Annotated in this window: 15 protein-coding genes and 1 pseudogene; 8 read left to right on the top strand and 8 right to left on the bottom strand. The window is 40.2% G+C overall.

Annotated features, from left to right (window positions below; translation table 11 throughout):
- Positions 1-16 precede the first annotated feature (16 nt).
- The 3 genes from V8G61_RS10475 to V8G61_RS10485 all read right to left on the bottom strand — a co-directional run bounded on the left by V8G61_RS10475 (position 17) and on the right by V8G61_RS10485 (position 2,510).
- A complete protein-coding gene (locus tag V8G61_RS10475; protein ID WP_394875606.1) occupies positions 17-640 on the bottom strand; it encodes a bifunctional nuclease domain-containing protein in 624 nt (207 codons plus the stop codon).
- Positions 641-759: 119 nt separating this feature from the next.
- The gene (locus V8G61_RS10480) at positions 760-1,719 is read right to left on the bottom strand and encodes an electron transfer flavoprotein subunit alpha/FixB family protein (protein ID WP_394875607.1); all 960 of its coding nucleotides are present in this window, start codon (positions 1,717-1,719) and stop codon (positions 760-762) included.
- 44 nt (positions 1,720-1,763) lie between these two features.
- Positions 1,764-2,510 carry an electron transfer flavoprotein subunit beta/FixA family protein gene (locus V8G61_RS10485; protein WP_394875608.1) on the bottom strand — a complete coding sequence of 249 codons (747 nt, stop codon included), beginning with the start codon at positions 2,508-2,510 and terminating at the stop codon, positions 1,764-1,766.
- Positions 2,511-2,713: 203 nt separating this feature from the next.
- Here V8G61_RS10485 and V8G61_RS10490 point away from each other — a divergent pair, with 203 nt between their 5' ends.
- Both V8G61_RS10490 and V8G61_RS10495 read left to right on the top strand, forming a co-directional pair.
- On the top strand, positions 2,714-3,691 hold the full coding sequence (locus V8G61_RS10490) for a pyruvate dehydrogenase complex E1 component subunit beta (protein ID WP_394875609.1): 978 nt from the start codon (positions 2,714-2,716) through the stop codon (positions 3,689-3,691).
- Positions 3,692-3,754: 63 nt separating this feature from the next.
- Complete coding sequence (locus V8G61_RS10495) at positions 3,755-6,259, top strand: DUF5686 family protein (RefSeq protein ID WP_394875610.1); 2,505 nt, start codon at positions 3,755-3,757, stop codon at positions 6,257-6,259.
- Positions 6,260-6,264: 5 nt separating this feature from the next.
- On the opposite strand, the gene V8G61_RS10500 is transcribed toward V8G61_RS10495, so the two are convergent.
- Entirely contained in the window at positions 6,265-7,158 is an 894-nt protein-coding gene (locus V8G61_RS10500) for a LysR family transcriptional regulator (RefSeq protein ID WP_394875612.1), read from the bottom strand.
- A gap of 79 nt (positions 7,159-7,237) precedes the next feature.
- Here V8G61_RS10500 and hutH point away from each other — a divergent pair, with 79 nt between their 5' ends.
- The 4 genes from hutH to hutG are packed head-to-tail and all read left to right on the top strand — an operon-like array spanning position 7,238 to position 12,957.
- Complete coding sequence (gene hutH / locus V8G61_RS10505) at positions 7,238-8,725, top strand: histidine ammonia-lyase (RefSeq protein WP_394875614.1); 1,488 nt, start codon at positions 7,238-7,240, stop codon at positions 8,723-8,725.
- Between the two features lie 11 nt (positions 8,726-8,736).
- Positions 8,737-10,728 carry a urocanate hydratase gene (locus tag V8G61_RS10510; protein WP_394875616.1) on the top strand — a complete coding sequence of 664 codons (1,992 nt, stop codon included), beginning with the start codon at positions 8,737-8,739 and terminating at the stop codon, positions 10,726-10,728.
- Complete coding sequence (gene hutI / locus V8G61_RS10515) at positions 10,728-11,963, top strand: imidazolonepropionase (RefSeq protein WP_394875618.1); 1,236 nt, start codon at positions 10,728-10,730, stop codon at positions 11,961-11,963. The genes V8G61_RS10510 and hutI overlap by 1 nt, the downstream gene beginning before the upstream one ends.
- The gene (hutG, locus tag V8G61_RS10520; protein WP_394875620.1) at positions 11,956-12,957 is read left to right on the top strand and encodes a formimidoylglutamase; all 1,002 of its coding nucleotides are present in this window, start codon (positions 11,956-11,958) and stop codon (positions 12,955-12,957) included. Before hutI ends, hutG begins: the two co-directional genes overlap by 8 nt.
- Positions 12,958-12,960: 3 nt before the next feature.
- On the opposite strand, the gene V8G61_RS10525 is transcribed toward hutG, so the two are convergent.
- Positions 12,961-15,192 carry a M1 family metallopeptidase gene (locus tag V8G61_RS10525; protein ID WP_394875622.1) on the bottom strand — a complete coding sequence of 744 codons (2,232 nt, stop codon included), beginning with the start codon at positions 15,190-15,192 and terminating at the stop codon, positions 12,961-12,963.
- 238 nt (positions 15,193-15,430) lie between these two features.
- Between V8G61_RS10525 and V8G61_RS10530 the strand changes: the two genes are divergently transcribed.
- Both V8G61_RS10530 and V8G61_RS10535 read left to right on the top strand, forming a co-directional pair.
- On the top strand, positions 15,431-15,958 hold the full coding sequence (locus tag V8G61_RS10530) for an inorganic diphosphatase (RefSeq protein ID WP_394875623.1): 528 nt from the start codon (positions 15,431-15,433) through the stop codon (positions 15,956-15,958).
- A 236-nt stretch (positions 15,959-16,194) separates the two neighbouring features.
- Entirely contained in the window at positions 16,195-18,594 is a 2,400-nt protein-coding gene (locus V8G61_RS10535) for a sodium-translocating pyrophosphatase (RefSeq protein ID WP_394875624.1), read from the top strand.
- 173 nt (positions 18,595-18,767) lie between these two features.
- Here V8G61_RS10535 and V8G61_RS10540 read toward each other — a convergent pair whose 3' ends face one another.
- The 3 genes and pseudogenes from V8G61_RS10540 to V8G61_RS10550 form a co-directional block, all read right to left on the bottom strand.
- Positions 18,768-19,382: a deoxynucleoside kinase gene (locus V8G61_RS10540; protein ID WP_394875625.1), complete on the bottom strand. Its 615-nt coding sequence runs from the start codon at positions 19,380-19,382 to the stop codon at positions 18,768-18,770.
- A 4-nt stretch (positions 19,383-19,386) separates the two neighbouring features.
- A complete protein-coding gene (locus tag V8G61_RS10545; RefSeq protein WP_394875626.1) occupies positions 19,387-20,136 on the bottom strand; it encodes a hypothetical protein in 750 nt (249 codons plus the stop codon).
- 63 nt (positions 20,137-20,199) lie between these two features.
- Positions 20,200-20,322, bottom strand: a pseudogene (locus V8G61_RS10550) (winged helix-turn-helix domain-containing protein); the annotation flags it as partial.
- Positions 20,323-20,364 lie beyond the last annotated feature (42 nt).

Below are 20,364 nucleotides of genomic sequence, written 5' to 3' on the forward strand. Positions count from 1 at the left end.
ATAAGAAATGCTGATTTTATTGTTCCCGTTTAGAAATTTCATCACGAATGTATGCTGCTTTTTCGTAGTCCTCGCTGGACACAGCTTCATCCAGCATATCATGCAGTTCTTTTAGACTTTTGCCTTTCAGGTTTTCTTTTGGAGATTCGCTTTCCAGTTCACTGGCCACAAGATCATCCATTAAAATACCATCATCAGTATCTTCTTCATCTTCCTTTTTGGGGTTCACCTTAAGATAAATACCAGCTTTATCTAGAATATTTTTATAGGTGAAGATAGGTGCCTGAAAACGTAGTGCCAAAGCGATGGCATCACTGGTTCGGGCATCAATAATCTCTTCGATTTTATCTCGTTCGCAAATCAGACTAGAATAGAATACACCATCAACCAGTTTGTGGATAATAACCTGCTTCACCACAATGTCAAAGCGGTCGGCAAAATTTTTAAATAAGTCATGAGTTAGCGGCCGAGGCGGACTAATTTCCTTTTCAAGGGCAATGGCAATGGATTGGGCCTCAAAGGCACCAATAACAATTGGTAGCTTTCGGTCTCCGTCTACTTCATTCAATATCAAGGCATACGCTCCATTTTGAGTTTGGCTGTACGATATCCCTTTTATATTTAATTTTACTAGGCTCATAACATATTAAAAAGCAAAGAACTGTTTAAATTAGGACTTTACCAACTGTAAATTACAGTTTTTCGTAATAAAATGCTAATTTAAACAGTTCTAAATGACTTCACAATTTATGTGAAATTTTATTGTTGCGCTTTAAAGACCTTTAATTTTTCAATGAGTTGCGGTACGACCTCAAAGGCATCACCAACCACACCATAATCTGCAGCCTTGAAGAACGGTGCCTCCGGGTCGTTATTGATAACAACTTTATATTTTGAAGCATTAATTCCTGCCAAATGTTGAATTGCACCTGAGATCCCGATTGCAATATACAAATTAGCCGCTACCGGTTTTCCGGTTTGTCCAACGTGTTCGCCATGAGGTCTCCACCCTAGATCGGATACTGGTTTTGAGCAAGCTGTGGCAGCACCTAGAACATCTGCGAGTTCTTCGATCATGCCCCAATTTTCAGGACCTTTTAATCCACGACCGGCAGATACCACAACTTCCGCATCAGCGATTGTAACTTTATCTGTTGCTTTGTCAACGGAGTCTACTGTAACGCCACTTTCTGCAATCTCTGGTGAAAACGTTACAACCTCTGCCTCGGTTTGGTTCTCATGAAGACCAAATGAATTATTGGAAAGACCAATTAATTTCACATCGGTTTTCAATTCTAAAATTTCAAATGCCTTGTTTGTGAAAGCGGTACGCTTTACTTGAAATGGCTCGGTACTTAAAGGTTTTGCCACAACATTTGAAGCATAACCGGCATTGAGGTCTACCGCCAATAGCGGTGCTAAATACTTATCGTTGGCACTTGAACTCATCACAATAACCTTAGCGCCTTCTTGTTGTGCCACCTGCTTGATCACATCAGCATAAATACTGGCATTGAAGGTTTTTACGGCATCATTGGTAACATTCAATACCTTGTTAACACCATAAGCTCCTAATGCAGCCGGGTCGGCGGCATTAAAACTCACAGCAGTTACTGTAGTGCCCATGGCATCGGCAATAGCCTTTGCGTATGAAGACACTTCAAATGCAATTTTTTTAAATTTTCCTTCTTCGGATTCTGTATATACTAAAACGGACATAATGTTTTTTATCTTTTTAGTTTAAAATTTTCTTTTACTGTTTTTTAAATAACCTTTGCTTCGTTATGAAGTAAGTTCACAAGTTCGTCCAAATTATCCGGAGAAACGAGTTTGACGTCACCTTTTGGAGCTGGTTTTTCGAATTTCACTGAGCTACTTTCACCATCAACAGCAACAGGTTCTATCACGTTCAAAGGTTTTTTTCGTGCCATCATGATCCCGCGCATGTTTGGGATTCTTAGATCACTTTCTTCAACCAAACCTTTTTGGCCTCCAATAACAAGTGGAAGCGCGGTGGTTAAGGTTTCTTTTCCACCGTCAATTTCTCTGATCGCCTTGGCGTTTGTGCCATCAATATCCAAACTAATGCATTTATTTACAAAATTAGCTTTTATCAAACCGGCTAACATTCCTGGTACCATACCGCCATTATAATCGATCGATTCCCGGCCGCAAATGATGAGGTCGAAACCACCATCTTCAACTACTTTAGCAAGTTGCTTTGCTACAGAAAAACCATCGGTTGCAGGGGTGTTTACGCGAATAGCTTCATCGGCTCCTATGGCCAATGCCTTCCGCAGCGTTGGTTCAGTTTCCGGGCCGCCAACATTCGCAACCGTAACACTGGCACCTTGTTTTTCTTTGAACCACATAGCACGCGTTAAACCAAATTCATCATTCGGATTAATTACGAACTGGACACCATTGGTGTCAAATTTGGTATCGTTTTCTGTGAAATTAATTTTCGACGTGGTGTCTGGTACATGACTAATACAGACTAATATTTTCATAATAATTAGGTGTTTAAATTTTATTCAAGTTGGTAAACTTTTAATACAAAAATAGGCTTTTAAACCGCCTTTTAATCAAAGGCGCTACGAAGTTAATTATTTTATTTCAAAAATACTATGCATGCATAATAAATTTTAAAAAAATTGTCCTAAGCACCTCGGCATTTATTGTTATTTTTGCTGTTCTAATAAATATGTAATCAATGAAGACAATTCAATTTAGAGAAGCTATTTGTGAAGCGATGAGCGAAGAAATGCGTCGTGATGAAAGCATTTACCTAATGGGCGAGGAAGTAGCTGAATATAATGGAGCCTACAAGGCTTCAAAGGGAATGTTAGACGAGTTTGGGGCGAAACGTGTTATTGATACGCCAATTTCGGAACTGGGATTCGCGGGGATCGCTATTGGTTCTGCCATGAATGGTAATCGTCCTATCGTGGAATACATGACCTTCAACTTCTCTTTGGTTGGAATTGATCAAATTATAAACAATGCAGCGAAGATCCGACAAATGTCCGGCGGACAATTCAACTGTCCGATCGTGTTTCGTGGCCCGACGGCTTCCGCAGGGCAGCTTGGAGCAACACACTCACAAGCTTTTGAAAGTTGGTTTGCAAATACACCGGGACTTAAAGTTGTGGTGCCGTCGAATCCAAAAGATGCTAAAGGCCTTTTAAAAGCTGCTATTCGCGATGATGATCCTGTGATCTTTATGGAAAGTGAGCAAATGTACGGCGATAAAGGTGAGGTGCCTGAAGGGGAATACATTATTCCTTTGGGTGTGGCTGAGGTGAAACGAAAAGGGGACGATGTTACAATCGTGTCTTTTGGTAAAATTATTAAAGAAGCTTACAAAGCGGCTGATGCTCTGGAAAAAGAGGGAATTTCCTGTGAAATTATCGATTTGCGTACAGTGCGTCCTTTGGATAAAGAAGCCATTTTAGAATCTGTTAAGAAAACCAATCGATTAGTGGTTTTAGAAGAAGCGTGGCCTTTTGGTAATGTGGCAACTGAAATCACCTATATCATTCAAAGCGAAGCGTTTGATTATCTGGATGCTCCGATCATCAAATTGAACACGGCCGATACTCCGGCGCCTTATTCCCCGGTATTATTAGAACAATGGTTACCAAATAGTGACGATGTTATTAAAGCCGTGAAAAAAGTACTTTATAAATAAAATAAAATAATTTACGTTATAGAAACTTCATTGGCCTTGTAGTTAATGAAGTTTTTTTGTCTTATGTCCAAATCACTGCTATCCATCATACTGTTTTTTAGCCTATTTTCCGCGACAGCGCAAACCAAGGTGAGTGGTTATGTTTTTGATGAGTCAAATGAGCCCGTAGCCTATGCTAACGTGATTTTTAAAGATTCAAAAGAGGGCACCACAACGGATGAAAATGGTAAGTTCTACATGGAGTCTGACACCACTTGGTCAACCTTAGAAATTTCTTTTTTGGGCTATGAAACTATCCTATTGCCTTTGGAAAAAAGGGTGAATTACAACCTGAACATTGTATTGAGGGAGCAAAACTCCCAATTGAATGAGGTGATGATCGTCGCCGGAAAACAATCGAAAAAAAATAATCCAGCCATCGATCTATTACGAAAGATATGGGAACATAAGCGTCAGAATGGTCTAAGGCAGTTCAAACAATATACCTACGACAAATACGAAAAGCTAGAATTCGATATTAATACTATCGACAGTGCATTAATAAAGAGTAAGCTTTTTAGGGGGATGGAATTTGTGTTCGATCATGTGGATACGTCCAGCGTGACCGGAAAAACCTATCTGCCTATGTTTATCAATGAGGCCGTTTCGACGGTATACGGTGATAATGAATTAAACATGGAAAAGGAGATTTTAATAGGAAATAAAAACTCAGGTTTCAGTGATAACCAGATTATTATCGACTTTGTGAACGATCTTTATTCAGATTTTAATGTTTACGATAACTACCTTAAATTTTTCGATAAAAGCTTCGTAAGTCCACTATCCCGAACAGGTATCGGCACTTATAATTATGTGTTGTCGGATAGTATGTATATCGATAATAAATGGTGTTATAACATTATATATTATCCGCGGCGGAAAAATGAACTTACCTTCAAAGGTGATTTTTGGGTAGCTGACACCACCTATGCCGTAAAAGAAATTAATTTGAAAGCCTCGAAAAGTGCCAACATCAACTGGGTTAAAGATATTTATATCGAACAGGAATTTGAGGTGCTTAACGATTCCTTGTTTTTGATCAAACGGGATTATATGATGAGTGATTTTGCCTTTAATAAGAAGGAGAAATCACGTGGGATTTATGGTAAACGTACCACTTTGTATAATAAATATAAGTTCGACATCCCTAAGCCAAAAAAATTCTATGAAACGGAGGTTTATAATTACGACCAGGATATTTATGACCGCGACAGTATTTTTTGGGCTGCTAATCGTTTGGAGAAATTAAATCAGGATGAGCAAGGCGTTTATAAAATGCTGGATACACTCAAAACCGTTAAAAAATTTAAACGTCTTTATAATTTAGGGAGTATTCTGGCTTCCGGTTATGTAGAATTCAATAAGCTGCCTCTGGATTACGGACCTATTTTTTCAACCTTCGGGTACAATCAAGTGGAAGGCGTTCGACTGCGAACCGGATTACGGACCTATTTTGGACGTAATGACCTGTGGCGATTGGAAGGCTTTTTAGCCTATGGGATTGATGATGATAAATTCAAATACGGTATTTCGGGTAAATGGTTACTCGACAAGAAAAGTCGCCTTATCATTTCAGGAGGAAACAGACGTGATGTGGAACAAATAGGAGCCAGTTTAACCTCAAGTACGGATGTTTTAGGTCGAAGTCTGGCATCATCTGCAGTCGTAGGAACGGGTATAAACGACAAACTTACTAATATCAATCTGACCAGTTTTGAAATAGAGGCCGAACCCTGGCATAATTTTATAGTCCGTTTGGGTGGAAATTATCGTACTCTGGAATCGGCATCTCCAACATTTAGTTTGGATTATAATACTCCTGATGGTATCGCCTCTACAATTGATCAATATGAATCGACCCTATCCATGTATTATTTTCCAAAGCGAAAAATGACCGGATTTGGCGTTGAACGATTGCCGGCCAATGATAATTATGCGCGTCTTTTTGGGCGGGTAAGTCGCGGTGATAAAAACGTTTTAAACAGCGATTTTGATTATACCAAAGTACAGTTTTCATATGTGCAGCCTTGGCAGTTGGGTGGTTTAGGCAGGCTCACTACTAGCTTAGAATCTGGAAAAACCTATGGCGAAGTGCCTCTCGGTTTATTGAGTGTGGTTCCCGGAAATCAATCGTATTTTTCTATTTATAACACCTTTTCCCAGTTAGATTTTTACGAATTTGTAACCGATACCTACACCTCTTTGCAGCTGGAGCATAATTTTAACGGACGCTTATTTTCAAGAATTCCGCTTTTGCGGAAACTCAACCTTCGCGAAATTTTAAGTCTTCGTGGGGTATGGGGTACTTTATCACAAGATAATATTGACCTAAATACTACGAATAACCCGAATAGTATTCCGCTTAAAGCGCCATCAAGTGAACCTTATTATGAATACAGTTTAGGTGTTGGGAATATTTTTAAGGTGTTTCGGATCGATTTTAATTTTAGAGGAAATTACAAAGATCCTATTCTATACCCGAACGCTCGTAAATTTGGCGTGACAGGCAGTTTCGGTTTCTATTTTTAACAGGTTTACCCTTTTATTTTTTGCATCAATTCTAGAGCATGAAGTAATACAGGATTCCGGTTCTTAGTATGCCATACCATGGAAAGTTCTGTGCGTTGTTTGATGGTTTTCAGGTCGATAAACTTGATGCCTTTTACGGCGTCATTTTGTAAAGATTTAGGAACTATAGAAATGCCAAAATCGTTTGCAACGAGCTTATAAATGGAGGTCGCGTGGATGGTAAGGTGTGAAACCGACGGCGTAAAACCACAATCCTTAAAGATCTGAATTACTTTATCGTAATAAGAAGCACTATAATCCGGATCAAAAAGAATGAAGGTCTCTTCTTTAAATTGAGCCAAAGATTTAAAGTTCTTGCTGTTTATGGCGTGATTCTCAGGAAGGACGATACAGAAAATATCACTTAAAACGGTTTGACGCATCAAATTTTTTGGCAGCGTTTCCAAACGCATAAAGCCAATATCAATATTATACGACAGGAGGTCATCAATTTGGTTTTGATTTTCCATTTCCTTCAAACTAAACATGACATCAGGGTGCTCTTCCCGGTATTTGATTAGCAGGTTAGGAATGATGTTTTGCATGGCAGAACCTACATAGCCTATTTTAAGTTGCCCTTTTTTTCCTGCTTGAACAAGCTTGGCATGATCCAAGATATCCTCAAATTGCTTCAGGTTTAATTGCAGTTCTTTTTTTAGATATTGACCGGTTTTGGTTAAAACGACTTTGCGATTATGGCGTTCGAATAACACCACGCCCAGTTCATTTTCCATCTGCTTAATTTGACGACTTAATCCCGGTTGTGAAATGAACAGGCGTTCTGAAGCTTTTCGGAAGTGTAATTCTTCGGCGACAGCCAAAAAATATCGAATATGGCGTAATTCTATTTGATAACTCATAGTTATTATTATGAAACAAAGATAGTCTTTTTAAGCATTAATTTAAAGCGTAATTTTGTGAAACAAATTCGAACGAAAAATGTTTAAATACGGCATAGACACACTCACTGTTAATAGCGTAATGGCCCTCAGTACGAAGGCTGATAAAGGGGTGTTGACAGATGAAACCAAAGATGTTTTAACGAAATCACGACAAAACGTTGAGACCATGGCGGCCTCGAACAAAGCGGTGTATGGGATCAATACAGGATTTGGTCCTTTATGTGATGTTCAAATCACACCGGAAGAGACCAGTTTATTGCAACACAATCTGCTTATAACACATGCGGTGGGCGTTGGAAACCCCATTGCGCCGCAGTTATCAAAATTGATGATGATCTGCAAGGTCCATGCCTTATGTCAGGGCTACTCTGGAATTCGATTGGAAGTTGTGGAGCGTATTTTGTTTTTTATAGAGAACGATCTTATTCCGGTCGTTCCTGAACAGGGCTCTGTGGGTGCTTCCGGAGACTTGGCGCCGCTAGCGCATTTATTCTTGCCGCTTTTTGGTGAAGGTGAATTTTGGGACGGACAAAATATAGTTCCTGCAAAAATGGTTTTAAAGCAGCATAATTTAGAACCTATACGTTTAGAGGCTAAAGAGGGTCTGGCTCTTATTAATGGCACTCAGTTTATTTTGGCTCATGCCATTATGGGTTTACATAAAATGAATTATCTACTTCAATTAGCCGATGTGGCAGGAGCCATGAGTATTGAAGGTTATAAAGGAAGTGCTTCACCGTTTAAGGAAGCCTTGCATATCATTCGACCATTCAAAGGTAATTTAGAGGTCGCTGCACACATGCGGGAGTTGTTTAAAGGTTCTGAGAATATCATGTCTCATGAAAACTGTGAACGCGTCCAGGATCCGTATTCCATGCGCTGTATTCCACAGGTGCATGGGGCCTCTCGAAACGCCTATTATCATTTAAAAGAATTAGCCGAGATCGAGATGAATTCAGTAACAGATAATCCTATCGTGTTAAGCGAAACCGTAGCGATCTCCGGGGGAAATTTCCATGGGCAGCCACTCGCTATGGCATTGGATTACGCTTCTATAGCGGCTTCGGAATTAGGAAATATATCTGATCGCCGTTCGTATCTATTACTGGAAGGAAAATTTGGATTACCACGTTTACTAACGACAGGTGGTGGCCTCAATTCCGGTTTTATGATCCCACAGTATACGACGGCAGCTTTGGTGACGGAAAATAAATCATTGTGTTTTCCGCCATCGGCGGATAGTATTCCAACATCTTTGGGTCAGGAAGACCACGTATCAATGGGCAGTATTTCCGGCAGACAGTTCAACCAGATATTGAATAATCTGGAAAATATCTTAGCGATTGAACTTATGTATGCGACACAGGCTTTGGAATTTAGACGCCCAAATCGTTTTTCTGAAATTATTGAACAGAATTTTGCATTGATCCGAACCCGAGTTAAAAAACTGGAAGAAGATCGTTTACTGAAAGATGATATCGCAGCCATGACAGCTCTGGTTCGCAATAAAGAAATAAAAGTTTAAAATCTTAAAACATGACGTTTAAAGAAACCATATTACAAGGCATACCGGAAAAACTTCCGACTAAAAAATCGTATCCCGAGGGTGTGAATCGCGCTCCAAAGCGGAAAGATATTTTATCTCAAGAAGAAAAAAAACTCGCAGTAAAAAATGCCTTACGTTATTTTCCAAAAGCTTGGCACGAAACGCTAGCTGTAGAATTTGCTCAGGAGTTATCAGATTATGGACGTATTTATATGTACCGTTTTAAGCCGGATTATTCCATATATGCCAGACCCATTGATGATTACCCGGCAAAATCCCGGCATGCCGCAGCTATCATGCTTATGATCCATAATAATTTGGACCCGGAAGTGGCGCAGCATCCTGAGGAGCTTATTACTTACGGTGGAAATGGAGCTGTATTCCAAAATTGGGCGCAATATTTACTCACTATGAAATATTTGGCTACCATGACGGATGAGCAAACATTGCACATGTATTCCGGGCACCCCATGGGTCTATTCCCCTCTTCAAAAGCAGCACCTCGTGTGGTTGTGAGCAACGGGATGATGATCCCAAATTATTCCAAACCGGATGATTGGGAGCGATTTAATGCTCTTGGGGTTACGCAATATGGTCAGATGACAGCGGGTTCATTTATGTATATTGGTCCGCAGGGGATCGTACACGGCACCACCATTACGGTTATGAATGCCTTTCGAAAAAAATTAAAATCTGGGGAGTCGTCTTCAGGCAAGGTGTTTTTAACCGCCGGACTTGGGGGTATGAGTGGGGCGCAGCCTAAGGCTGGAAATATTGCAGGCTGTATTACGGTTTGTGCTGAAATAAATCCGAAGGCCGCTAAAAAACGGTATGATCAGGGTTGGGTTGATGAGCTGGTCGCCGATATGGATGTATTGGTAGCACGAGTGAAACAGGCTCAAAATAATAATGAAGTGGTTTCTGTGGCTTTCATAGGAAATGTGGTGGATGTTTGGGAGCGCTTTTATGAGGCTGATATTTTTGTTCACTTAGGGTCTGATCAAACATCTTTGCATATTCCCTGGACAGGTGGTTATTACCCGTTAGGTTTGTCTTATGAGGAATCGAATGTGATGATGCGTGAGCAACCCGAACTATTTAAGGAAAATGTTCAAGCTTCTTTACGCCGCCAGGTGGACGCTATAAACAAACATGCTGAACGTGGCACGTATTTCTTTGATTATGGAAATGCCTTTTTACTGGAAGCGTCTCGTGCCGGTGCAAATATCATGGATGGGGAAGACTTTAAATATCCATCATATGTTCAGGATATTTTAGGACCTATGTGTTTCGATTATGGTTTTGGCCCCTTCCGTTGGGTGTGTGCTTCAGGAAAATCCCATGATCTGGATGTCACAGATCGTATCGCTTTAAATGTTCTAAAGACGATACAGAAAACAGCACCTGATGAAATTAAGCAGCAGATGCAGGATAATATCACCTGGATCGAAAATGCGAAAGCGAATAAATTGGTAGTTGGCTCTCAGGCACGTATCTTGTATGCTGATGCTGAGGGACGTTTAAAAATTGCTGAAGCTTTTAACAAAGCGGTAGCCGATGGTAAAATTGGACCGATAGTATTGGGTCGCGATCACCATGATGTTAGTGGTACCGATTCTCCGTATCGCGAAACATCAAATATTTACGATGGCAGCCAGTTTACCGCCGATATGGCCATCCAGAATGTTATCGGAGATAGTTTTCGCGGGGCTTCCTGGGTATCTATCCACAATGGCGGTGGTGTAGGCTGGGGTGAAGTGATCAATGGTGGTTTTGGCTTGGTGTTAGATGGGAGTGAGGACGCTGATGCTAGATTAAAGAACATGCTTTTTTATGATGTGAATAACGGTATTGCACGCCGGAGTTGGGCGCGCAATGATGAAGCTATTTTTGCGATAAAACGGGAAATGGAACGAACGCCTAATTTAAAAGTTACATTACCTAATTTAGTGGAAGAAACCCTTTTAAACGCACTTTTTTAATGACATTACTAGTAAAAAATATTAAAGAATTACTTCAGGTTCGTGAGACCTCGGTTTCCTTTCTGTCAGGGAAAGCTATGGGGGAATTGCCCGCTATTAAAAATGCTTTTTTAGCTGTTGAAAACGGGATCATTTCTGATTATGGAATTATGAGGGATTGTCCGGATGAAACTGGATTTGACACTGTTTTGGACGCCAGTGGTAAACTGGTATTGCCAACCTGGTGTGATTCACACACACATTTGGTCTTTGCCGGAAACCGGGAAGGCGAATTTGTTGATCGGATTCATGGGCTGACCTATGAAGAGATCGCTAAAAAAGGAGGCGGGATCCTGAATTCGGCTAAAACCTTACAGAATACTTCAGAGGAAGATCTTTATGAGCAAAGCAAAACCCGTTTAAAGGCTGTTATGGCCATGGGAACAGGCGCTATCGAAATCAAATCAGGGTACGGTTTGAGTCTGGAGGCTGAGTTGAAAATGCTCCGGGTTATAAAACGTCTGAAAGAGGCATTTCCGATATCTGTGAAAGCTACTTTTTTAGGGGCTCATGCTGTGCCAAAGAATACTGATAAGGCCGCTTACGTGAATCACATTATTCAGGATATGATTCCCCGCATAGCGGAAGCTAAACTTGCTGATTATATCGATGTGTTTTGTGAAACCGGTTATTTTTCTGTGGCGGATACTAAGGCTATTTTGAAGGTTGGGAAATCGTATAATTTACAAGCTAAGATCCATGTGAATCAGTTTACAAGCATTGGTGGTGTGGCAGCAGGTGTTGAGAATCAAGCCCTATCCGTCGACCATTTGGAATTGCTTACAGCGTCTGATGTTCAAGCTCTAAAGAACTCCATGACCATGCCCGTTGCTTTACCGGGCTGTTCTTATTTTTTAGGGATTCCTTACACACCGGCGCGAACCATTATTGATGCGGGATTACCTTTAGCTTTGGCAACGGATTATAATCCGGGTTCTGCACCGTCAGGAAATATGAATTTTGTGGTATCCACAGCCTGTGTAAAAATGCAAATGACCCCGGAAGAAGCTATTAATGCGGCCACCATAAACGGAGCATATGCCATGGGATTAGAAAATGAATTAGGGTCCATTACTAAGGGGAAATTAGCTAACTTTAGCATTACAGAACCAATTAACTCTTATAGTTTTCTGCCGTATTCATTTGGGGAAAATCATATCGAATCGGTTTATATCAAAGGTCAGAACATTGGATAAGTCTTGGAAACAATATAATAATTATGCCCCGGGAAACCGGGAGATCTGGACGGGTAGAAAGACACCTGAACATCTAGGTGTTCAATATTGGTATCAGGCTGTGAACTGCGTTTTGCTTTCTGATTTGAATGACTTGCCTGCCGGTGGTTTTGGCTTAATTGGTTATGCTTGTGATGAAGGTGTGAGGCGAAATCAGGGACGTATTGGAGCAGTAGAAGGTCCGGGAGCTTTACGTGAAAAATTAGGAAAAGTGGCTTGGCATCACCAATCAGAAACAGTCTATGATTTTGGAGATGTTTTGTGTCAGGATGATAATATGGAAGCCAGTCAGGCAGCTTTTGCTGATGGCATTTCAGATTTAATTTCAAAAGGAATTTTGCCCATTGGGATTGGTGGCGGACATGATATGGCCTTTGCACATTTTAACGGTATCAAAAAGGCTTTTAATAATATCAATAAGCGTATTGGGATCATTAATTTTGATGCCCATTTTGATTTGCGACCGGTTGAAGAACAACCGAATTCGGGGACCCCATTTAATCAAATAGCGAAGCTTTTAAAACAAGAAAATAAACGCTTGGACTATTTTGTATTGGGAATCCAAAAAGGGTGCAATACCAGATCTTTATTTGATGTCGCTAAAAAGGAGGGTGTTAAGGTCGTCTTCGCGGAACAATGCCAAAACCAACCTGAGCAAATAAAAGCTATAAAAACTAAATTAAATGCCTTCGTCGCTTCTGTAGACCTGCTTTATATTACGATCGATATGGATGGGTTTTCTTCGGCCTATGCACCTGGAGTTAGCGCTGCATCACCATTAGGTTTTTCGCCCGAATTTGTATTTGAGACATTAGGCTTCCTTTTGAGTAGTGAAAAGGTTATGGCTTTGGATATTGCAGAATTAAATCCGAAGTATGACAGGGATCATCAAACAGCTATTTTAGCTTCGAGGCTTATTGACTTTGTGGTGGCCAATTGTCCTCGAAGCGTTTAGGCTTTAATCTTGTTTATTTTTGAAGGAATCAAATTCCGAAGGTTTTTCTTCTTTAGGGAAACTGTTATTCGACATGTCTGTATCGGCAAATTCAAAATTCGGATCTAAATTTACCTCTTGAACTTCTTTGTCTTTCATAAAGGTATGTTTGACCTCATATTCATTTCTTCGCCAAATTTCTGCTGGCAGGCGTTCAATTTCACTTGTACCATCGGTGTAGATCCATTGTATGGTTACGGGCATCACGAGACCGCCAACATTTTTTATAGTAAGTTCGTAAATGTTCTTACCGGATACGGCCTTGCGCATTTCTTTGCTATCGATCCTTGATAAAAATTGTCCGTAATCTGAATCTGGTGAATCGACCATGGTGACTATCTCAGGTCCGTTTGAAAAATCTTTAGCTTGACTATCAGCGGCATTGCCTTCTGCTTCAATTTTCGTTTTAGAGGCTTTATTTTGATCTTCAATATTCTTATCGTCTTCATAGACTTTGAACCATTTTACATTACTGAGTTCCATATCAACGTGGTCGGTAGAGAAAAACCAGCCTCTAAAGAACCAATCCAGATCTGTAGCCGAAGCATCTTCTAAAGTTCTAAACAGGTCAGCAGGATTGGGATGCTTATACTTCCAGCGATTCGCATAGGTGCGAAAAGCTTCATCGAACAACTCTTTACCTATGATTGAGTTTCGTAACATTTGCAAACCAACTGTTGGTTTTTGATAAAAGTTATTTCCAAATTGATTGAATAATTCATTATCCGAAGTCACCATGATCGGGCGCATGATATTGGTATCGCCGCTCATGAAGGGAACAATACTTTTTGGCGTGGTATGGGGGAATTCAGGGTATCGTTCAGCCAAGGTGCGCTGATGTAAAAAGGTATTTAAACCTTCGTCCATCCACATCCATTTGCGTTCGTCTGAACTCACTATCATAGGAAACCAAATATGACCAACTTCATGTATAATAGTACTGATCATTCCTCGTTTAGCACGATCACTCATAAATCCATTTTTATCAGGTCGACCCCCGTTAAAGCTAATCATAGGATATTCAATACCTACATTAGAGGTGTTTACAGAAATGGCTACAGGATAGGGATAATCAAAGGTCGCCTCAGAGTATACTTCCAAAGCTTGAGTAATTGCTTTAGTTGATTCTTCAGACCAAACCGGCAACCCTTCTTTGGGATAGAATGACATGGCCATCACCTTATTGGTGGGTAATTTTACGGCCTGAGCATCCCAAAGGAATTTTCTCGAACATGCAAAAGCGAAATCACGAACATTCTTGGCCGAGAATTTCCATGTTTTCTGCTTTGTAGATTTTGTTTTTTCATTTTCAATAGCTTCTTCTTTAGTGACGATCATGACAGGCTTGTCGAAACTGCTTTCAGCTTTTGCATAACGTTCACGTTGAGTTTTGGTTAGAACCTCATTCGGGTTCATAAGCTTTCCGGTTGCTGCAACGAGATAATCGGCGGGAACGGTAATAGCCACATCAAAGTCACCAAACTCCAGAGCAAATTCACCTAGACGTTGAAATTGCTGATTTTGCCAACCTTCCGTATCGTTATAAACCGCCATTCTGGGATACCAATGCCCCATAAGAAATTCTTTGTTATCATCCTCAGGGTAATATTCATAACCTTCACGTGATAAACGAAACAAACCTCGATCTGTAACGGGATAAGACCAGGCTAGTTGAAACTGAATGGAAGCTCCCGGTTTAAGGGGGTCGTCCAGATTCAATTTCATCATGGTGTTATTCACTAGGGTACGGATAGGATTTCCGTTACTATCGGTTACGGATTTAATTGTGTAACCAGCTGGAAACTTTATAGGACGTGTTAAAAACTCCATTTTCCGAGTGGTTATGCCGTCCTGCATACTGTTTCCTATAGACCCAAAATCTTCATTACCTTCTTTATTGACATTCTGATCCAGTTGCACCCATAAATAATCCAGAGTATCTGGTGAATTATTGAAATAGGTTATGGTTTCCTCACCGGAAAGTACATTGGTATTTTCATCGATACTGGCCTTGATATCATAATTAGCACGTTGTTGCCAGTACTCAGGCCCGGGAGCACCGCTGGCCGAGCGATAGACATTCGGAGCCGAGATCATATGGTCTATGGGTTCAAATTTCCCTTGCCAGGGTTTGGTTTGTGCCAGTAAATTATGGGAAATAAAAATCAGGGAGAAAATAAAGGTGAGTTGTTTCATGCTGTTCAATTTCAAATTTTAATGATGCAAGATACTAATATTGGAGAAGTTCTTAGACTTAAAATTTCCGTTAAAGCTACTTTTAACACTTACCCATATTGGGGTGCATGAGATCGCCTTGCTAATAAATTGTGTATCCAAATGTTCCAAAGGATTTAAAAGTGCGCAAAAACAAGGGAATTCACTTGTTTGCGGGCAAGGGGTTCAGTAAATTTGCAGCCTTAAATAGAACAGACCCATGAGTGCTAAAAAAATATTGACTTTTGATGTATTGATTGAAATACCTAAAGGAAGCAGAAATAAATACGAATACGATTTTACCTTGCATAAAATTCGGTTTGACCGAACCTTATTTTCATCGATGATGTATCCCGGAGATTACGGTTTTGTTCCGGAGACCTTGGCCTTGGATCACGATCCTCTGGATGTATTGGTTTTATCTACAGAGCCATCCTACCCGATGGTAGTCATGGAAGTACGCCCGATCGGGGTATTCCATATGGCGGATGAGAAAGGACCCGATGAGAAAATAATCTGTGTACCAGTCTCAGACCCGGTATGGAGCAAGCGTTCCGACATAGCCGACCTTAACCCTCACCGTTTAAAAGAAATTGAGCATTTTTTTCAGGTTTATAAGGATCTTGAAAAGAAAAAAGTTGATGTAGGAGGTTGGGGAAATGCTGAAGAAGCCGAGAGAATCTATCACGAGTGTGTAGCGCGCTACGAAAATAGTGATCACAAGAAAAAAAGAACTTTTACAATTTAATATGGTTAAAGCCACCTTTTTTAGGTGGCTTTTTTATTTATTTTCATTTAAAACACGAAATACCATTAAAGTATCGATCCTGCTATTGTATCTCTAAACAAGTCAGATTATCATATTCTTAAAATACCTCGAAAAAATTAAATCATCTTAAATATATCGGGGTTTTTTTTATCACTTATATTTTACTATTTTTAGCCCCGTTAAAATTTTAATAATTCAAACTAACAAGAACTAATATGGATTTATTTGTAGATTTTTTACCACTATTTGGGGTGTTGGCATTAGGCTTTGTATTTTTAAAAAGTGCCTGGGTATCCAAACAAGACCAAGGTGATGAAAAAATGATCAAGATTGCGAAAAACATTGCTGATGGAGCAATGTCCTTTCTTAAAGCTGAGTACAAAATATTATCAATTTTTGTGGCGGCTGTAGCAATCTTGTTGTACTTCAAAGGAAGTGCAGAGCAGGGGTCAAATGGCTTGATTGCTGTATCTTTTATTGTTGGTGCCGTTTGTTCTGCGCTGGCTGGTTTTATTGGGATGCGCGTTGCTACGAAAGCGAACGTGCGTACTACGAGTGCCGCTAGAACCTCTTTAGGGAAAGCCCTTGAAGTGGCCTTCGCCGGAGGTGCCGTTATGGGACTTGGTGTTGTTGGTTTAGGGGTTTTGGGCTTAAGTGGTCTTTTTATGATCTACAGCCAACAAGGTTGGGCTATTACCGAAGTGCTTAATGTGCTTTCCGGATTCTCTCTTGGGGCGTCTTCTATTGCTTTATTTGCCCGTGTTGGTGGTGGTATTTATACCAAGGCCGCGGATGTTGGTGCAGATTTAGTAGGTAAGGTGGAAGCTGGTATTCCTGAAGATCACCCGTTGAATCCTGCGACTATTGCTGATAATGTGGGTGATAACGTTGGAGATGTTGCCGGGATGGGTGCCGATTTATTTGAGTCTTATGTAGGATCTATAATAGGTACTATGGTTCTTGGAGCCTTTATTATAACACCTGAATTAAATGGTCTTGGTGCGGTTTATTTACCTTTAGCATTAGCTGCAACAGGAATTGTAATGTCGATTATTGGAACCTTTTTTGTTCGTGTTAAAGATGGTGGTAACCCGCAAACAGCTTTAAATATTGGAGAATTTGGATCTGCCGGATTGATGGTTGTGGCTTCGTATTTTATTATTTCAGCTTTTATACCTGAAAATGTGGAAGGTTTACCTTTTGGAGCTATGGGTGTTTTCTGGGCTACAATTGCTGGATTAGTTGCCGGATTAGCCGTTGGAAAAGTTACCGAATATTATACAGGAACAGGTAAAAAACCTGTAAATAGTATCGTAAAGCAATCTGAGACTGGATCGGCTACAAACATTATTGCTGGTCTTGGTATTGGGATGATGAGTACTGCTATTCCAATTATACTGATTGCAGCAGCTATTCTAGTATCGCATTACTTTGCTGGTTTATATGGTATCGCTATTGCTGCGGTAGGTATGTTAGCGAATACAGGAATTCAGTTAGCAGTTGATGCTTACGGACCTATTTCTGATAATGCCGGTGGTATTGCTGAGATGGCTGAGTTACCTAGTGAAGTAAGAGAGCGTACAGATAAGTTGGATGCTGTGGGTAATACAACAGCTGCGATCGGTAAAGGATTTGCTATTGCTTCAGCAGCCTTAACAGCTTTAGCCTTGTTTTCTGCCTTTATGAAAACAGCTGGTATTACATCTATTGATGTATCGAAGCCAAATATTATGGCCGGACTTTTAGTAGGAGGTATGTTGCCTTTCGTGTTTTCAGCCTTGTCTATGAATGCTGTGGGGCGCGCTGCGATGTCGATGATCGAAGAAGTGCGTCGTCAGTTTAGAGATATTCCACAATTGAAAGCCGCCTTAGAGGTGATGCGTAAGTATGACTCTGATATGAGTAAAGCATCTGAGGCTGATAGAAAGATTTTTGATGCTGCAGACGGTTATGCCGAGTACGATAAATGTGTGGATATTTCAACGAAAGCTTCCATTAAGGAAATGGTGTTGCCAGGACTTTTAGCAATCGCTGTTCCGGTACTTGTTGGTTATATTGGAGGTGCTGAAATGTTAGGGGGTTTACTTGCCGGTGTTACTACAACCGGAGTGCTTATGGCCATTTTCCAATCGAATGCCGGTGGTGCTTGGGATAACGCAAAGAAAACAATTGAAGAGCAAGGTAGAAAAGGTTCCGATGCACACAAAGCTGCCGTAGTTGGTGATACTGTTGGAGATCCTTTCAAGGATACTTCAGGACCATCTTTGAATATTCTATTAAAATTAATGTCCGTTGTAGCTTTGGTTATCGCACCGAGTATTGCTGTAGGAACTTTGGTTACAGCTGAGGATAGTATGAATTCAGATTCTGCTGCGGTTATCCAGGTTGAGAAAGACGTTCAGGTGAATTTAACTCAGAATGACGATAACACGGTAAAAGCTGTAGTAACCACTACAGTAACCAAGAATGGTGAAAAAACCATTAATTACGATACGATTGAAGGCACTGAAGCTGAGGTTAATGCTAAGCTTGAAGCGATGAGAGCCGAGGATGCTGAGGTTGATGGCGCTAAAATAGAGATCAAGAAAGAAATTAAGGAAGAAGTGACCCGTTAAGGACTTCCAAAACTTAAAATAATATGTAATAAAACCACGCTTCGGCGTGGTTTTTTGCGTTAGGCCTACCCACTTGGCAGGCAGGAATTGAAGCAGGCTTCGGTGTAGCGCGTAAAGCCTGACTCTCGCGCTTCGCGGGAGAAACGCCCAAATAATAGTTTAGATAATAGATTTTAAAAGAGGCCGTGAATTTCGGCGTCGATGGTGTTGATGACCTGTCCAAGATCTTCGGGGTTGGTCACAAAATCGAGTTTATCAACATCAATAACAAGAAGTTTGCCCTTATCGTAACCATGTATCCAGGCTTCGTAGCGCTCGTTTAGGCGACTTAAATAATCGATGCTTATGGAGTTTTCATAATCACGACCACGCTTGTGAATCTGATTAACTAGATTGGGAATGGTGCTACGAAGGTAAATGAGCACATCGGGGCCTTTTACCAGCGACTCCATGAGATCAAAAAGGCTTTTGTAATTTTCGAAATCCCGATTGGTCATGAGGCCCATGGCGTGTAGGTTAGGTGCGAAAATATGAGCATCTTCATAAATGGTACGATCCTGAATGATGTTTTTACCGCTTTCGCGGATCTGAAGCACTTGACGGAATCTGCTGTTTAAGAAATACACCTGCAAATTGAAACTCCAGCGTGCCATCTGGTTGTAAAAGTCATCCAGATAGGGATTGTCTACAACGTCCTCGAGTTGAGCCTCCCATTTGTAGTGTTTGGCCAATAATTTAGTGAGGGTTGTTTTTCCGGCGCCAATATTTCCTGCAACAGCAATATGCATAGTATTAATTGATTTTTAATTGGTATTCCACGAGATTTTCGCGACTGTAAATATACAAGGTTTCGTTGGTTACAAAAAACTGTTTTATTAACAAATTTGGCAGGCTGATGGCCCGTGCATCCTCACTGTTTAATTTGAGAAAATACAGAGTATTATCCTTTTTTAATACAACCCCATTGGATGCTAATTGCATGTCTGTGTAGCCGTTATTTTTTATTTTTTGAAGCACACTGCCAAAGTAATTATAGATGTAAAGGTTGTTTTGGGTTAGCAACCAGCAGGTATTGTAATTACTGGTCATAGCCAAAACAGGTGACGTAACAGGGAGGGTTTTCATCACCGTTTTTTGAAGTTTGAAATCGAAGCGTTCCACATGTTGGCGATCTTGATTAAATAACCATAACGTATTATCGCTTCCAGTACTTATATGGGTAACATTCCTATATTCGGGAAGGGTATTAAAGTCGATTTTATACATGTCGGCCAACCTATTGTCAAGAATCACAACGGTATTAAAATCCTGATAGAATAAATTTATTTTTAGTGGGTTGAAAGCCTGAGCCCGGGTTAATATTCCTAATTGTAAATTCATGTAGCGCAGTAGTTTTGAATCGGTCTTTTTATAGAAAACATTATCAGTAATGTAATATAAGGTTCCAAAATTATCGACTGAAACGATCTGATCTGCTGTGATTTTGATGCTATCACTAAGGCTAACAGGAATAGGTTCCTGAGCTGAAAGCCAGGTACTCATAAAAATTAAAAAGCAAAAGGTATATTTCATTGTGATCTGAAAAGTACAAAAATCAAACCACTTTTAGCAAATTAACTTGTAACCAAAACCTCGGACATTGATGATCTTTAGGTTATCGTCCCAACTTAGTTTTTTTCGAAGTTTTGTAATGAAAAAATCCATACTTCGAGCGTTAAAATAGTCGTTGAGGTAGCGTTGATAAATGATCATAAAGATTGGTAGATAATT

The sequence above is a fragment of the Gaetbulibacter sp. M240 genome (assembly GCF_043876815.1).
Lineage (GTDB): Bacteria > Bacteroidota > Bacteroidia > Flavobacteriales > Flavobacteriaceae > Gaetbulibacter_A.

Excerpts from the sequence above, each read along its gene's own strand:
- V8G61_RS10475 (WP_394875606.1), bottom strand. The coding sequence starts at position 640 with ATGAGCCTAGTAAAATTAAATATAAAAGGGATATCGTACAGCCAAACT.
- V8G61_RS10480 (WP_394875607.1), bottom strand. The coding sequence starts at position 1,719 with ATGTCCGTTTTAGTATATACAGAATCCGAAGAAGGAAAATTTAAAAAA.
- V8G61_RS10485 (WP_394875608.1), bottom strand. The coding sequence starts at position 2,510 with ATGAAAATATTAGTCTGTATTAGTCATGTACCAGACACCACGTCGAAA.
- V8G61_RS10490 (WP_394875609.1), top strand. The coding sequence starts at position 2,714 with ATGAAGACAATTCAATTTAGAGAAGCTATTTGTGAAGCGATGAGCGAA.
- V8G61_RS10495 (WP_394875610.1), top strand. The coding sequence starts at position 3,755 with ATGTCCAAATCACTGCTATCCATCATACTGTTTTTTAGCCTATTTTCC.
- V8G61_RS10500 (WP_394875612.1), bottom strand. The coding sequence starts at position 7,158 with ATGAGTTATCAAATAGAATTACGCCATATTCGATATTTTTTGGCTGTC.
- hutH (WP_394875614.1), top strand. The coding sequence starts at position 7,238 with ATGTTTAAATACGGCATAGACACACTCACTGTTAATAGCGTAATGGCC.
- V8G61_RS10510 (WP_394875616.1), top strand. The coding sequence starts at position 8,737 with ATGACGTTTAAAGAAACCATATTACAAGGCATACCGGAAAAACTTCCG.
- hutI (WP_394875618.1), top strand. The coding sequence starts at position 10,728 with ATGACATTACTAGTAAAAAATATTAAAGAATTACTTCAGGTTCGTGAG.
- V8G61_RS10525 (WP_394875622.1), bottom strand. The coding sequence starts at position 15,192 with ATGAAACAACTCACCTTTATTTTCTCCCTGATTTTTATTTCCCATAAT.
- V8G61_RS10530 (WP_394875623.1), top strand. The coding sequence starts at position 15,431 with ATGAGTGCTAAAAAAATATTGACTTTTGATGTATTGATTGAAATACCT.
- V8G61_RS10535 (WP_394875624.1), top strand. The coding sequence starts at position 16,195 with ATGGATTTATTTGTAGATTTTTTACCACTATTTGGGGTGTTGGCATTA.
- V8G61_RS10540 (WP_394875625.1), bottom strand. The coding sequence starts at position 19,382 with ATGCATATTGCTGTTGCAGGAAATATTGGCGCCGGAAAAACAACCCTC.
- V8G61_RS10545 (WP_394875626.1), bottom strand. The coding sequence starts at position 20,136 with ATGAGTACCTGGCTTTCAGCTCAGGAACCTATTCCTGTTAGCCTTAGT.